The sequence below is a fragment of the Notoacmeibacter ruber genome (assembly GCF_003668555.1).
In the GTDB taxonomy this organism is placed as follows: domain Bacteria; phylum Pseudomonadota; class Alphaproteobacteria; order Rhizobiales; family Rhizobiaceae; genus Notoacmeibacter; species Notoacmeibacter ruber.
In genome coordinates, this window is sequence record NZ_RCWN01000001.1 from 918,693 (window position 1) to 932,871 (window position 14,179).

13 protein-coding genes are annotated in these 14,179 nt (G+C 59.8%); 6 read left to right on the forward strand and 7 right to left on the reverse strand.

The genetic code is table 11. The annotated features are described in order from the left end of the window. On the reverse strand, positions 1 to 1,272 hold the full coding sequence (locus D8780_RS04310; RefSeq protein WP_147440280.1) for an MFS transporter: 1,272 nt from the start codon (positions 1,270 to 1,272) through the stop codon (positions 1 to 3). A gap of 50 nt (positions 1,273 to 1,322) precedes the next feature. Next, positions 1,323 to 2,162, reverse strand: coding sequence for a uracil-DNA glycosylase (locus D8780_RS04315; RefSeq protein ID WP_121644514.1), 840 nt, complete (start codon positions 2,160 to 2,162; stop codon positions 1,323 to 1,325). Between the two features lie 321 nt (positions 2,163 to 2,483). Between D8780_RS04315 and D8780_RS04320 the strand changes: the two genes are divergently transcribed. Both D8780_RS04320 and D8780_RS04325 read left to right on the forward strand, forming a co-directional pair. After that, positions 2,484 to 4,148, forward strand: a complete 1,665-nt coding sequence (locus tag D8780_RS04320; protein WP_121646356.1) for an electron transfer flavoprotein-ubiquinone oxidoreductase — start codon at positions 2,484 to 2,486, stop codon at positions 4,146 to 4,148. Between the two features lie 155 nt (positions 4,149 to 4,303). Then, positions 4,304 to 4,876: a DUF922 domain-containing protein gene (locus D8780_RS04325; RefSeq protein WP_210209456.1), complete on the forward strand. Its 573-nt coding sequence runs from the start codon at positions 4,304 to 4,306 to the stop codon at positions 4,874 to 4,876. Positions 4,877 to 4,894: 18 nt separating this feature from the next. On the opposite strand, the gene D8780_RS04330 is transcribed toward D8780_RS04325, so the two are convergent. The 5 genes from D8780_RS04330 to D8780_RS04350 form a co-directional block, all read right to left on the reverse strand. Beyond that, positions 4,895 to 5,092 carry a hypothetical protein gene (locus D8780_RS04330; RefSeq protein WP_121644516.1) on the reverse strand — a complete coding sequence of 66 codons (198 nt, stop codon included), beginning with the start codon at positions 5,090 to 5,092 and terminating at the stop codon, positions 4,895 to 4,897. 216 nt (positions 5,093 to 5,308) lie between these two features. Beyond that, positions 5,309 to 6,151 (reverse strand): universal stress protein, encoded by an 843-nt coding sequence (locus tag D8780_RS04335; RefSeq protein WP_158598440.1) that lies wholly within the window; start codon positions 6,149 to 6,151, stop codon positions 5,309 to 5,311. Positions 6,152 to 6,303: 152 nt separating this feature from the next. Beyond that, entirely contained in the window at positions 6,304 to 6,654 is a 351-nt protein-coding gene (locus D8780_RS04340; protein WP_121644518.1) for a DUF2147 domain-containing protein, read from the reverse strand. 239 nt (positions 6,655 to 6,893) lie between these two features. Then, a complete protein-coding gene (locus D8780_RS04345) occupies positions 6,894 to 7,424 on the reverse strand; it encodes an O-acetyl-ADP-ribose deacetylase (RefSeq protein ID WP_245412258.1) in 531 nt (176 codons plus the stop codon). A 110-nt stretch (positions 7,425 to 7,534) separates the two neighbouring features. Next, the gene (locus D8780_RS04350; RefSeq protein WP_121644520.1) at positions 7,535 to 8,665 is read right to left on the reverse strand and encodes a porin; all 1,131 of its coding nucleotides are present in this window, start codon (positions 8,663 to 8,665) and stop codon (positions 7,535 to 7,537) included. 742 nt (positions 8,666 to 9,407) lie between these two features. On the opposite strand from D8780_RS04350, the gene D8780_RS04355 reads away from it, so the two are divergent. The 4 genes from D8780_RS04355 to D8780_RS04370 all read left to right on the forward strand — a co-directional run bounded on the left by D8780_RS04355 (position 9,408) and on the right by D8780_RS04370 (position 14,100). Further along, a complete protein-coding gene (locus D8780_RS04355) occupies positions 9,408 to 10,457 on the forward strand; it encodes an amino acid ABC transporter substrate-binding protein (protein ID WP_121644521.1) in 1,050 nt (349 codons plus the stop codon). 99 nt (positions 10,458 to 10,556) lie between these two features. Then, positions 10,557 to 11,756, forward strand: coding sequence for an amino acid ABC transporter permease (locus D8780_RS04360; protein WP_121644522.1), 1,200 nt, complete (start codon positions 10,557 to 10,559; stop codon positions 11,754 to 11,756). A gap of 10 nt (positions 11,757 to 11,766) precedes the next feature. Further along, positions 11,767 to 13,257 (forward strand): amino acid ABC transporter permease, encoded by a 1,491-nt coding sequence (locus D8780_RS04365; RefSeq protein WP_121644523.1) that lies wholly within the window; start codon positions 11,767 to 11,769, stop codon positions 13,255 to 13,257. A 27-nt stretch (positions 13,258 to 13,284) separates the two neighbouring features. Further along, positions 13,285 to 14,100 (forward strand): amino acid ABC transporter ATP-binding protein, encoded by an 816-nt coding sequence (locus tag D8780_RS04370; protein WP_121646357.1) that lies wholly within the window; start codon positions 13,285 to 13,287, stop codon positions 14,098 to 14,100. Positions 14,101 to 14,179: the final 79 nt, after the last annotated feature.

Genomic DNA, 14,179 nt, shown 5'->3' on the forward strand with positions numbered 1-14,179 from the left:
CTAGGCGGCCGCCTCTTCCTGTTCGACCGGACCGCTTTCATCCTGACGGGGATCGAGTTCGTAAACCTGCTGGGTCTGGAACGGCGTGACCGGCACCGCCTGGAAGTCGTCGCGCTCTTCCGGAGCGATGGCCTCGCGCCGTGTCGTCCGCCAATAGGCGTAACTGCCATAAGCAAGGAACGTCGTACCAAGAGACACGAACAGGCCGATCGGCCCTATCAGGCTAAAGAGCTGACCTCCAATGACCGGGCCGACCATCGTGCCGATGCCATAGGTGATGAGAAGGCTTCCCGACACCTGAACGAACTCGTCCGCATTGGCGTGGTCGTTGGTGTGGGCGACGGCGATGGAGTAGCTCGGGAACAGCGCCATGCCGATCATCAGCGTGCCCATCATGTTGAGCAACGCCGATTGCGGTGCCGCCATGGAAAGGAAGAGACAGACCACCGCTCCCACCGCGCCGATCATCGCCATGACGTAGCGGCGGTCGATACGGTCGGAGAGCCGTCCGAAAGGAAACTGGGCAAGCATGCCGCCAACCATGGCGGCGGAGACCAGCGTGGCTGTCGCGACCGAAGAAAGGCCGATCCGCTGCCCGTAAAGCGGGGCAAAGTAGTTCCATACTCCGAAGAGAAAGCCCGATAGCAAGGCACCGACGAAACCGACCGGCGAGCGAGCGAATAGACCGTTCAGATCAAGCTTCACGGTCTCCGGCGGCACGGGCGAGGGCGAAACGGAAAGCGTCATCGGCAAAAGCGCCGCGCCAAAGAGGAGGGCGGTCAGCTGGAAGAGACGCCCGTCGCCGATTTCGAAGAGGGTGTAGGCATATTGCCCTGCTGTCAGGCCAACCATCGTGACGATGAGATAGGCCGAAAGCACGAAGCCCCGATTGGCGGGCTCTGCCTTTTCGTTGAGCCAGCTTTCCAGGACCATGTAGCTGCCGGCGGCGGCAAGACCGGCGAGCACCCGGAAGAGAGCCCAGGCCCATGGGCTGACGACCAGACCGTGCAGGATGATCGATGCGGCGAGAACCGTCTGGATGGCGGCGAAGGTTCTGATATGGCCCACCCGGCGGATCTGGACGGGCATTAGAAAACAGGCCGCCGTGAAGGCGATCGCCTGCGCCATGCCGATAACGCCGATGGTCCCTGCGCTCCATCCCTCGACGCCGGCGCGCAGCGGAATGATGAGGTTCGTCAGGCCGATGGCCGCGAACATCAGGAAGGCGCTCAGAAAAAGCGACGCGAAGGGGGCAAGAAGACGATAGTTCATCGCGCGCCATTCCACACTGACCAAGGCGGAATTGTGGCAGAGAATGCGGACTATTTCTTTTCAGTGAGGCGAGACTTCACGGCAAGAAGATCCTGCCATGTCAGGCGCTTCTGAGCAGGATTCTTGATCAGGTAGTGGGGATGGAATGTCGGGCGGACTACAATCGGGACCATCGAGCCTGAGTCAGCGGCGACCTCGATGGAATGCCAGCGACCGCGCTCTTTCAGAAAATTATTCGAGCCGCCCGTAAGGGTTCGTAACGCCGTCTGCCCGAAGCTGAGAATGACCTGCGGCTTGCCGAGAGCGATATGACGCAGCAGGAATGGCCGTAGAAGCGCTTGCTGTTCTTCGCTGGCGAGGCCGCCCGGAGGACGCCATGGACATGCTGCTGCCATGCGCGTATCGGCGCGGCTTCGGCCGATGGCGGCAAGCATCCGGTCCGTCATGCGGCCTGCTGAACCGCTCCATAACGGCCCATCCGTCACATCATCCTTCTCGGGGCAGTCGCCGATGACGAGCAGAGAAGACGTCTCCGGCCCGGAACCAAACACCCTGTGCGGCACAGCCTGGGCCAGATTGATTCCCGACCAGTTGGCCAGAGCCTGATGGAGAGCATCCAGTGTCTCTGCCTGCCGGGCAATCTCTGTGGCCTCGGCAATGCGGGCCGGAAGGTCCTGGGAGGACGCTGGAGCGGATGGCGTTGCAAGCCCCGAAGTCCCAGCCGGTCGGGCGTCGCCAACAGAACGAGCCGATGAGGCGACGGCAGGGCGCTGGTCACTGCTTGGCTCGGGGATCGCAAGCCTGTTCACAGGCTGGTCGTCGAGTGGCGTATCAACCCCCGCTTCCCGATAGAATTCCAAAATGCCGACCAGATCGTCCATGACCGCCATCTATGAAGCTCATAGGCGTACAGGCAAGGCATGTTGCGCTAAAAAGAGCGGCAGCCCTCTCTGCCAAGGCAAAATTGCTGGTCGTGTGCGCGTGAGAATGTCGGAGGGGAAATCTGCATGCGCCAAGCGGTGGAAATCCATAAAGCCGATATCTGGACTACCGTTTACGTAAACGTAAGTGTATAGCTTACGGTTGACTGGATTGATCGGTTCGGTGTCATACCTTTCCTCAAAGGATCGTAGCCGTGCCGGGAGGTTGCCGCGATCTGTATCGGGCGTTGAACATGGGAGAAGGTTGTGAGCGAAGTCGAGCGCGAGAGCATGGAATTCGACGTGGTGATCGTCGGAGCGGGACCAGCCGGCCTTTCAGCGGCCATCCGGCTGAAGCAACGCGACGAAAACCTGTCAGTCGTGGTGTTGGAGAAGGGCGCCGAGGTCGGCGCGCATATTCTCTCGGGCGCTGTGCTGGATCCGGCAGGGCTCGACGCGCTGATTCCCGATTGGCGGGACGACCCGGACTGCCCGGTGCAAACGGAAGTCACGGCAGACCATTTTCTTGTCCTCGGCCATTCCGGTTCGATACGCCTGCCCAATGCCATGATGCCGCCGCTGATGAGCAATCACGGCAACTACATCGTCTCGCTTGGTGATGTGTGCCGCTGGCTTGCCGGCAGGGCCGAAGCGCTGGGCGTGGAGATCTATCCGGGTTTTGCCGCTGCGAACCTGGTTTATGGCGAAAACAGCGAAGTGCGCGGTGTCATTACCGGCGACATGGGCGTCACCCGAGAGGGCGAAGAAGGCGCGAACTTCATGCCGGGCATGGAATTGCTGGGCAAATACACGCTGATCGGGGAGGGGGTCCGCGGTAGCCTTGCCAAGCAACTCGTCGAAAAATTCGACTTGGCGGCGGACCGGGAACCGCAGAAATTCGGGATCGGGCTGAAGGAAGTGTGGGAGGTGAAACCCGAACATTTCAAGAAGGGCCTCGTCCAGCACTCTTTCGGCTGGCCGCTCAAGACCAACACGGGTGGCGGATCTTTCCTTTATCATTACGATGACAACAAGGTCTCGGTGGGCTTCGTGGTCCACCTCAATTACGAGAACCCCTACCTCTCGCCCTTTCAGGAATTTCAGCGCTTCAAGACGCATCCTGCCATCGCTCCCGTCTTCGAGGGAGCCAAGCGGATCTCCTATGGTGCAAGGGCTATCACCGAGGGCGGCTATCAGTCGGTTCCGAAGCTCACCTTCCCCGGAGGCGTCCTGATCGGCTGTTCCGCCGGCTTCGTCAACGTCCCCCGAATCAAGGGAATCCACAATGCGATGCAATCCGGCCGGGTCGCAGCAGAGCATGCTGCTGACGCGCTCGCCGAGGGCAGGACCCATGACGAGCTTTCGGTGATCGAGGCGGAATGGCGCGATGGGCCGATCGGCAAGGATCTGAAGCGTGTACGCAACGTGAAACCGCTCTGGAGCCGTTTCGGCACGATTCTTGGCGTCGGCCTCGGCGGAATCGATATGTGGCTGAACCAGCTCTTGGGTTTTTCGCCTTTCGGGACGCTCGGTCATGGCGAGACGGATGCCAAAGCCACCAAGAAGGCCGAGGGTTTCGCGCCGATCGATTATCCGAAGCCCGATGGCGAACTGACCTTCGACCGGCTTTCATCCGTGTTCCTGTCCAATACGAACCATGAAGAAGATCAGCCGATCCACCTTCATGTGAAGGATATGAGTTTGCAGGAGCGGAGCGAACTGCATGAATATGCAGGGCCATCGACACGCTATTGCCCCGCCGGCGTCTATGAATGGGTGGATGCCGAGGGCAACGCGATTCCTGCTGAGAAGATGCTCGAGGTCGAGGACGCGACCTATGTGATCAACGCGCAGAACTGCGTTCACTGCAAGACGTGCGACATCAAGGATCCGAACCAGAACATCAATTGGGTTCCGCCTCAGGGCGGCGAGGGACCGGTTTACCAGAGCACCTGATGTCACCGTGCCGGCACAGATCGGCGCGAAAATCGGCTGATCGGTTTCTCGGCGCCTATCGATAATAGACGCCGGGACAAAGCCGTGTTTGAATATATGGCGTCGTTCTGATGTTTGGGCCTGCCATGTCGTTGAGGATTTCGTGTCTTGCTGTTTTGTTCGTCGTCAGCACGCTCGCAGGCGTGGCGACGGTGCAAGCGCGTGTGGATTTGTCGGAAAGCACGCAATACTACACGGCCAAGGGCCAGACCGGTAAGGAAGTCGCGCGTCACATGGCGCGACGTGGGCCGCGAAGCGGCTTTCTGGCCCGTGCCATCGCCCAGACTTGGTATAGCCCCAAGATCGATGGTGATCTGGTGCTACGAGACGGCGTCTGTCGTGCCAGAGATCCTGCGGTGAAGCTGCATATCCGATACACCTATCCGCGGCTGGGTCCGGAGGCGGGGCCACGACTGCAAAAGCGCTGGTCTGCCTTCATGAAAGGTGTGGTCAAGCACGAAAGCCAGCATGCGGCATTGGCCCGCCAGATGGCCACAAGGATGGACGAACTCCTAACTGGTTTCGCCATGCGCGTCGAGGGTCGTAGCTGTCGTGCCGCCCAGCGTGAACTTTCAAGGCGCCTGGACGCGATCTGGAAAGCCTATGATCTGCGTCAGAATACATTCGACAGGGCCGAACATCGACGTGGCGGCGAGGTCGACAAGCTGTTGAGAGCGCTCGTCCGCTAATCGCGGCGGCAACCGCGATCAGTCTTGCGGTCCAAGACAGATATTGCTCTGGATCTGATCGATGCAGGGAAAGAAAACGCCGGCGTCGACCGTATAGACCGGACGAACTTTCTCGGCGGCGACGACAGACAGGCCTGCGCCGAAAGCGGCGGACAGGAGGCAGATGGCGAGGAAGCGGCGGACAAGCATTGGATTGGACCGGGTTGCGTTCAACATGTCCTGACTATCCCACGACCGCACTGAACCAACCCTGAGATGGCCGTTCAGCCAGCGTTCAAATTCGTTGACGAAACGAGAAGACGTCCGTTTCTATGGCTATATCAGAGAGTTATAAAAGAGTCCGTGTCCGCACACGCATCCTCTCGACGGCATAATCCCCAAGCTCATGCGTGGCGATCTGTCCGGCGACCGGAAGGCCGCCGGACAGATTGTTCAGTGAGCCATCAGGACCGGCACGGTGATCTGGTCGACAATGGAGCGCGTTGCTCCACCGAAGACGAGTTCGCGCCAGCGCGTGTGGCCGTAAGCGCCCATGGCGATCATATCGGCGCCGATATCGGATGCCGCGTTCAGCAGTTCGTTTCCGATAGTCTTGGAGCTCAGCTTTCGCGACATGGCTTCAACCTTAAGACCGTCGCGCGCTAGCGTTCTTGCCAATGTATCGCCGGGCACGAAGCCCTTGCCGGCATCTTCCTGTCCGGTGTCGATCGCAACGACTGTGATCCGGCCTTCCGGCTTGACTAGCGGCAGGACGTCGAAGGCCGCGCGGGCCGCTTCGCGCGTACCATTCCATGCGATCATGACGTGGGAACCGATATCCGTGGAGGATGTGTGTTCCGGAACGACAAGCACTGGCCGTCCAGCGTCGAGGGCAAGAACTTCCGGCGCGACCGCCCTGTTGATCTTGCCCTTCTGGAGGGCGACCACGAGGTCGTAATTGCGGGCCAGCCGGGCCAGCTTGGCGCCGATACCGTTGGGGCCTGCGGTCGCATGCGTGATATTGCCTGTCAGCGAACCATCGGCCGCAAGCACCTTGGAGAGCTTCTCATCGACCTGTTTGGTGCGCTTTTTGACATCTGCCTCGTAGCGGGCACGAATCTCGTCGTAATAGGCATCGCTCAGCGCGAAAGGTTCGATCGGGGCAACGCCTTCGAAGGCGGGGGAGACGTGCGCTCCGACAATCCGCGCCGAGAGGCGTTTGGCCAGCGGGCCAGCAACCTTCATCAGCGGGTCCAGCGTCTCGGGGCAGGTGAGATCAAGCATCATCGTCGTCATTGGTCGTTCCTCCATACCGTTGGAGCTTATGATGGCGCTCTATCGCCATCGCCGCCTTGATCCTCGTCAAACACTCGGAAAGGCACCCAACGAAAATGGCCGGCGCCTAGCGGGCCGGCCATTCGACAGTGTCAGATTAAATCGAGCGCGTCTTACTTAACGCGCGTAAGCGTCTCGCTTTTGCAGATGACGCCGCCAAGAACGCAGCCGGACAGCTTCAGAGAACTCCCCGAAACACTTGCCTTGCCGGAGTAGGTCTTGCCTTCATCAAGCTTGTTGACCTTGCCCTTGTAGCTTCCGCCGGTGCCATTCATGCAGCCGATCGATTTGCCCTTGTATTCGCCGGACATTACCGTGCCGCAGTAAGGGCCGGAGCCGGAATAGGAGATCACGGTCCCGTTGGGGCGCTGCCACTTGCCGACGATGGGCTCTGCCGCGAAAGCAGGACCGGCAGCGAGAAAGCCAGCGGCAAGGCCGGCCATTGCGATTGAAGCGAATTTCATCAGTTTCCTCCCTGGCGTGATAAACAGAACGCCTCTCTTATTCTTACGCGTACGTAAACGTAGGTCAATACGGACCGTGATACAGAGACACGGTCGCGGCGGCACATCAGGCCCTATTATGGAAACGAAAAGAGGGGTGGTTTGGATGCAGTCGAGTGGAGAATTAGAAAGCCGGAAACGGTGAATTCATCCGATCGTGCCGCGGGGTTCAGGCGTGAATCCCGGTTGACGGGAGGCGATCACTGCACTTCTGCCAGCCTGCTGCGATAAAGCTCTGCGGTTGTCTCGTCGAAAGCGCAGAGCACGACCGTCTTCGGAAGTTTGTGGTTGCGAAGAAACGTCGCGATCTCGCTGACGGCGACATTGGCAGCAGCCGGCTTGGGATAGGCGTAGACTCCGGTCGATATGGCCGGAAAGGCGACGCTCTCGCATGCATTCTCGCTCGCCAGCCGCAGGCTGTTCCGGTAGGCGCTCCGCAACAGAGCCTCTTCTCTCCTATCGCCGCCGTGCCAGACCGGTCCGACCGTATGGATCACATGCCTCGCCGGCAGCTTGTAGCCTCCAGTGATTCTGGCTTCGCCGGTTGGACATCCGCCAAGCGTACGGCATTCCGCGAGAAGGTCTTTCCCTGCCGCCCTGTGGACCGCGCCGTCGACGCCACCGCCACCAAGCAGGCTCTCATTGGCCGCATTGACAACGGCATCCACCGAAAGCGCGGTAATATCGCCGACGATTACTTCGATTCTGTCGAGGAGGTCTTTTTCGGTCACGCACAAATCCTTCTCTGCAGATTGAGAGACAACGGAACATAGGGCGCAAAAAGAAATTGCCGGCATCCGCTGGATGCCGGCAATCTCATGTCGGTAAGTTCTAAGTGAACTTAGAAGGAGCGCGTGAAGCGGATGATGCCTTCGATTTCGCCATCGTCAACGTCGGCATCGCCTTCGTCGGTGACGTCGCGGTATGCAACGCCGGTCAGGACGGAGAAGTTCTCAACCGGTGCCCAAACCATGGCAGCTTCCACCTGGAAACCGTCAACGTCGGTCTCATCGAACGGATCGCCGGTCTCGTAGAAGTTCCAGAAGTACTGGCCGGAGAGGCCGAAGGTGACGCTGTCCGTAGCAGCGAATTCCAGAGAAGCGATCACGCTCCACTCGGAACCGTTACCGAAAGCTTCCGCGCCGAGGTCGCCGAGGTCGCCGTCGCCGGTGCCCGGTGCATGGGCGTTGCCGCTGTCGGCATAGAGACCGATCAGCTTGAAGCCGAACTGGTTAGCTGCGTAGGTGGCGCCGATCTTGGCTGCCCAGCCGTCGTCGTTCGTCTCGTAGACTTCTTCGTCGTATGCAACGGCACCGAAGAGGCCGAAAGCGTCCCATTCGTAGACGGCGTAACCGACGACGTCCGGAGCGAAATCGTTGGTGTCGTCATCTTCGAGCGACACACCGACAGCGAAGCCGTTGGCCGCATAGGTGTAGCCGAGGATGATCGTGTCGTCGCCGCTACCGTCGTTCAGCGTGTCATCGCCGTAGAGGTCGCTACGACCACCGACGCTGTAGAACGAGCCGGTGTAACCCATGGTCAGGCCGCCGAGCTGAATGAAAGCAGCTTCCATGTCGACGTTGCCGTCTTCACCGATCGCCTCGTCCAGATCAGGCGTAAGGTCGCCCTGGAAACGAAGGTAGGAACGCAGCGTGCCGAATTCGGTCTCGGAACGAGCGTCGAAGTTGAGGCGACCACGAACGCTTGCGTTGTAGGTGTCGTCTTCGAAGCCGTAGAGGCCGTTGTTGGCGTCGTCGTCATCGCTCGAGAAGCCGAGCTGGAAGCGGACGTAGCCGTTGATCGACAGGCAGGTTTCGGTGCCCGGGATGTAGTAGAAGCCAGCGCCGTAAGCGTCACAGACGCGAACGTACTCGACGGGCTCCGGTTCGATGATGATGGCGTCGGCAGCCTGAGCGCCAGAAACCGCAACCAGCGATGCGGCTGAGCCGAGAAGCAGGCTCTTGATTGTCATAATGACCTCCAGTTTTAAACTCGGGCCGTTCGGCTCGGAGCGTCAGCTCCAAATGTCCCTGCCTTGGACCCCTCAATCGACCACGCCAGAACGCGTCGTCTGAAAGTCATAAACACGATCTGCGTGATTCTTCGCAAACCCAAAAGCTCACGGAAAAGGTGTTCGGAGGCTCTTGGTAGCACCGCCGTGGCAGAAAGGTCACAGCTTTACCAGCCGGACGGCCTCCACAGCCCTATAATATTAAGAGAGGGTTAACGGCGGCCCCTCGTGCGCCTCCGCTGCACGAAGCTGTTATTATCCGCCGGTCTCTTCATTTCTTTAAGGGAGGGTGGGTTCGAGGTCGTGCGGCGGCTTTTGTCGGTGAGCGATCAGACGAGGCGCCGATCAATTGTGGTGTGGCACGCGCCGGTTGATGTGGGAAAGGATTCGTCATGATCTCAGGGACGCGACCATCCGCCTCCAAGGCGCGCCGTCGACCGCCGCGTCGCTGACCTGGTCTTTGCGATCGTTTGAGAATCTTTTGGACCAGGGCGAGGGCCCGCGCGTTCTGTCGTCATGAGCCTGTGGGAAACCCGATAATCACGAAATTGTGAAGTGTCTGGCGATTTGTATCTGTGACAAACGCTTGACGCGGCGCTCCTGTCTGCTTGGTATAGCGGGAAGCGTTGGTCGCTCGATCAATTGGCGAAGCCGACGTGGATATAGAACGGTCAAAACCAGATCATCTTGGGAGACTCTTAATATGAAGAAATATCTGATTGCCGGCATGGCAGGTGTAGCATCGCTCGCCATGGTGGGATCATCCGCTGTCGCGCAGGATGAAGAGAACATGGCCGAGAGCTCCAGCACTCTGGGGTCCGTACAGAGCGCCGGCCAGCTGCGCTGCGGCGTCAATACCGGTCTTCCGGGCTTTGCCTCTCAGAACGATTCCGGCGAATGGCAGGGTCTGGACGTGGATTACTGCAAGGCGATTGCAGCCGCGATCTTCGGCGATGCGACCAAAGTGTCCTACACGCCGCTTTCCGCCGTTCAGCGGTTCCCTGCTCTTCAGAACAACGAGGTCGACGTTCTGGCCCGTAACACGACCTGGACGATGGACCGCGACACCAAGCTCGGTCTGACCTTCGGCGGCGTCAACTATTATGACGGTCAGGGCTTTATGGTCCGCAAGGAGATCGGCGTGTCGAGCGCCAAGGAACTGGACGGCGCGACCGTCTGCGTGCAGTCGGGCACCACGACCGAACTGAACCTGACGGACTACTTCAACAAGGAAGGCATGTCCTACAACCCGGTCGTCATCGAGAGCCAGGACAACGTCAACCAGGCTTATGAAAGCGGTCGCTGCGACGTTCTGACGACCGACGCTTCGGGCCTCTACGGAACGCGCCTCGAACTGGCCGAGCCGGATGCTCACGTGGTCCTTCCGGAGATCATCTCCAAGGAACCGCTCGGACCGGCCGTCCGTCAGGGCGACGACACCTGGGCGAACATCGTTCAGTGGGTCCACTTCGCGCTCCTCAACGCAGAGGAACTCGGCGTCACTCAGGACAATGTCGAGGAAATGAAGAGCTCTGAAGATCCTTCGATCCGCCGTCTTCTCGGCGCCGAAGGCAATTTCGGCCAGACCCTCGGTCTTGAAAACGACTGGGCAGCCAAGGCCATCTCGGCCGTCGGCAATTACGGCGAAATCTTCGACCGCAATGTCGGCACGGGTTCGCCGCTCGGCATCGAGCGTGGTCTGAACGCCCTTTGGACCGACGGCGGCGTACAATACGCACCGCCGATCCGCTGATCGCATAAAACCGCGGCCTGCCCGATATCGTCGGGCAGGCCGTTTTCCACGGTCATGGGGTTCGCACCTTGGTGACCGGGCCGCTGAAGAGGGCAGAACATGGCGGTACAGACCGACAATGCGGGACGGAGCATCGACTCCGCTGGGGCTCTCGCGCTTCTAAACGATACACGCTATCGCGGCATCATCGCGCAGATCGCACTGATCATCGCGCTCGTCGCCTTCGGCTGGTGGCTCGTACACAATACAGTCGAGAATCTCCGGTCGGCCAATATCGCTTCCGGTTTCGATTTTCTGGAACGCCGCTCGGGCTTTGAAATTTCCCAGTTGCCGATCACCTTCTCTTCCGATGCCACTTACGGAAGAGCGATTCTTGTTGGTATCCTGAATACGTTGATCGTGTCGGCCGCAGGTATTCTGGTGGCGACGATTCTCGGCTTTCTCGTCGGTATCGGACGATTGTCGACCAACTACATCATTCGTGGGCTCTCCACGATCTATGTCGAAACGTTCCGTAATATTCCGCCACTTCTGGTGATCATGTTCTGGTATTTCGGCGTGCTTGCTGTCCTGCCGCGGCCGAACCAGGCAATCACTCTGCCCTTCGGCTCGTTCCTCTCCAACCGGGGGCTGCAGACGCCGGTCGCGCAATTCCAGGCAGGCGCCTGGTTGACGGGGCTTTCACTGATCGTGGGAATCGGTGCCGCAGCGCTCCTGATCTGGTATTCGCGCAAGAGGCAGATGGCGACGGGTTATCGCCTGCCGACCCTTTGGCCATCGCTCGGCCTGATCATCGGCCTCCCGATCATCGTTTTCGTGCTATCCGGTCTGCCGGTCGAGTTCGAATATCCGACCGCCACGCGTTTCAATCTTCAAGGCGGCTTTCAGATCAAGCCGGAGTTCCTGGCGCTGTTGGTCGCGCTTTCGGTCTATACGAGCGCCTTCATCGCGGAGATCGTTCGCGCCGGTATTCTCTCGGTCAGCCACGGCCAGACCGAGGCCGCATCCGCCCTCGGCCTGCGGCGCGGCAAAATTCTTCGCCACGTGATCGTACCCCAGGCCTTCCGGGTGATCATTCCGCCGCTGACGAGTCAGTATCTCAACCTGACGAAGAACTCCTCGCTGGGTCTTGCCGTCGGTTATCCCGATCTGGTGGCGGTCGGTTCGACCGTCTTGAACCAGACAGGACAGAGCGTGGAAGTCGTGGCGATCTGGATGGCGGTTTATCTCACCATTTCGCTGGTCGTCTCGATGTTCATGAACTGGTTCAACCGGCGCGTGAAGCTGGTCGAGCGGTAAGGAGGCAATCATGGAAGAACAGGTTGCAGGCTACGTCGCCGATCAGCAGCTCCCCGCCCGTCCGGCGCCGGCAAGCGAGAAAGGCATCGTTCACGCGATGCGCAAAAACCTTTTCGCCACACCGGTCGATTCGGCGCTCAGCATCATCTTCGGCGCTTTCGCGATCTGGCTTGGCTGGTCGATTCTCAGTTGGGCATTGCTGGACGCGACCTTCCTTGGCGGGGACCGCGCAGCGTGTCTCGGCCCCGAGGGCGGAGAGAAGGGCGGCGCGTGCTGGGCCTTCGTCGGCGCCAAATTCAGCCAGTTCATGTATGGCAGCTACCCGATCGATCTGCGCTGGCGGCCCAATCTGGTAGCCATCGTCTTCGTGATTCTGGTGGCGGGACTGGCAATTCCAAAGGCGCCCTTCAAATCCTTGAATGTCTGGCTTCTGTTCGGTTTGTTCCCGGTCTTCGCCCTGATCATGCTGACAGGTGCTGGTTTCAGCGTGACCGGTGGTTTCATGGCTTTTCTCATGCTGATTGCCGGCATCACCGTCCACCTGCTTTACGCCGATGATGCGGGAGGCCTGCAGGCCATGCCCGGCAAGGCGTCGGCCCTGGCTCTTCTGGCCGCTTTCGTTTGCATCGTCCTGTCGTCCCTCACCAGCGGAACCATCCGTTTTCTCGGCGTGACCTTCACGATGTGGAGCCTTCTGGCATGTCTTGCCGTTCTGCTCTCCGCCGGTGCAATCGCCTTCGGCATGGCAAAACGGGCCGGCAGCCAGGTCTGGCGGCCTGTTGTCCCGGTTCTCGTGGCCGCTCTCGTCGCGGTTCTGCTTGCCGAAAATTACGGAATGCGTCCGGTTTCGACGACACTGTGGGGCGGCCTGATGCTGACCCTCGTCGTGGCCATCACCGGCATCGCGGCCTCTCTCCCGCTCGGTATTCTGCTGGCGCTCGGCCGGCAGTCGGATATGCCGGCGATTCGGACGGTCTGCATCATCTTCATCGAGTTCTGGCGCGGTGTCCCGCTCATCACCGTCCTCTTCATGGCCGCCTTCATGCTGCCCTTGCTGGTTCCGACGGGTGTGACCTTCAATCAGTTGCTGCGCGCGCTGGTGGGCGTTGCGCTGTTCTCTGCGGCCTATATGGCGGAAGTCATCCGAGGCGGCCTGCAGGCGATTCCCAAGGGCCAGTATGAGGGTGCCCAGTCATTGGGCCTGTCCTACTGGCAGTCGATGCGGATGATCATCCTGCCGCAGGCCCTAAAGCTCGTGATCCCCGGGATCGTGAACACGTTCATCGGTCTCTTCAAGGATACGTCGCTGGTCTACATTATCGGCCTCGCCGACCTCCTCGGTACGGTGCGGCGCGGTTTCTCCGATCCCAACTGGATCACGCCGTCCACCGCGGCGACCGGCCTCGTTTTCGCAGGCTTCGTTTTCTGGCTCTTCTGCTTTGGCATGAGCCGCTACAGTCAATACGTCGAACGCCGGCTCGATACCGGTTACAAGCGCTAAAAGGGGCTTCTCATGACCGACCAGACAATGGCTACCGGCAACACGCCCGATCCTGCCGTGGCTGCCAGCGGCAACGTCGAGACGAGCAAGATGCAGGTCAGCAAGACCGACGTTGCGGTCGAGATGATCAAGGTCAACAAATGGTACGGCGACTTCCACGTTCTTCGCGACATCGATCTGAAAGTCATGCGCGGCGAGCGGATCGTCATCGCGGGCCCGTCGGGCTCCGGCAAGTCCACCATGATTCGCTGCATCAACCGGCTGGAAGAGCACCAGGAAGGCAAGATTTTCGTCGACGGAACCGAACTCACCCACGATCTGAAAAAGATCGACGAGGTGCGTCGAGAGGTCGGCATGGTCTTCCAGCACTTCAACCTCTTCCCCCATCTCACGATTCTTCAGAACTGCACATTGGCGCCGATCGAGGTGCGCAAGATGCCGAAGAAAGAGGCTGAAGAGATCGCCATGCACTATCTGGAGCGGGTGAAGATTCCGGAGCAGGCGAACAAATATCCTGGCCAGCTTTCAGGCGGTCAGCAGCAGCGTGTCGCCATTGCACGTTCGCTTTGTATGAATCCGCGGATCATGCTGTTCGACGAGCCGACCTCGGCTCTCGATCCGGAGATGATCAAGGAAGTGCTCGACACCATGGTCGGCCTAGCCGAAGAAGGCATGACCATGCTGTGCGTGACGCACGAAATGGGCTTTGCGCGGCAGGTCGCCAACCGCGTCATCTTCATGGATGCCGGTCAGATCGTCGAGCAGAACAATCCGCAGGACTTCTTCGACAACCCGCAGCATGAGCGCACCAAGCTGTTCCTGAGCCAGATTCTGCACGGATAAGCCGGAGCAACCGCTCCTGGGCTGAAGCCGTTGACCGAAAAGGAAGGCGAGCCGCTTTGCCTGGCTCGCTTTTCGTGGC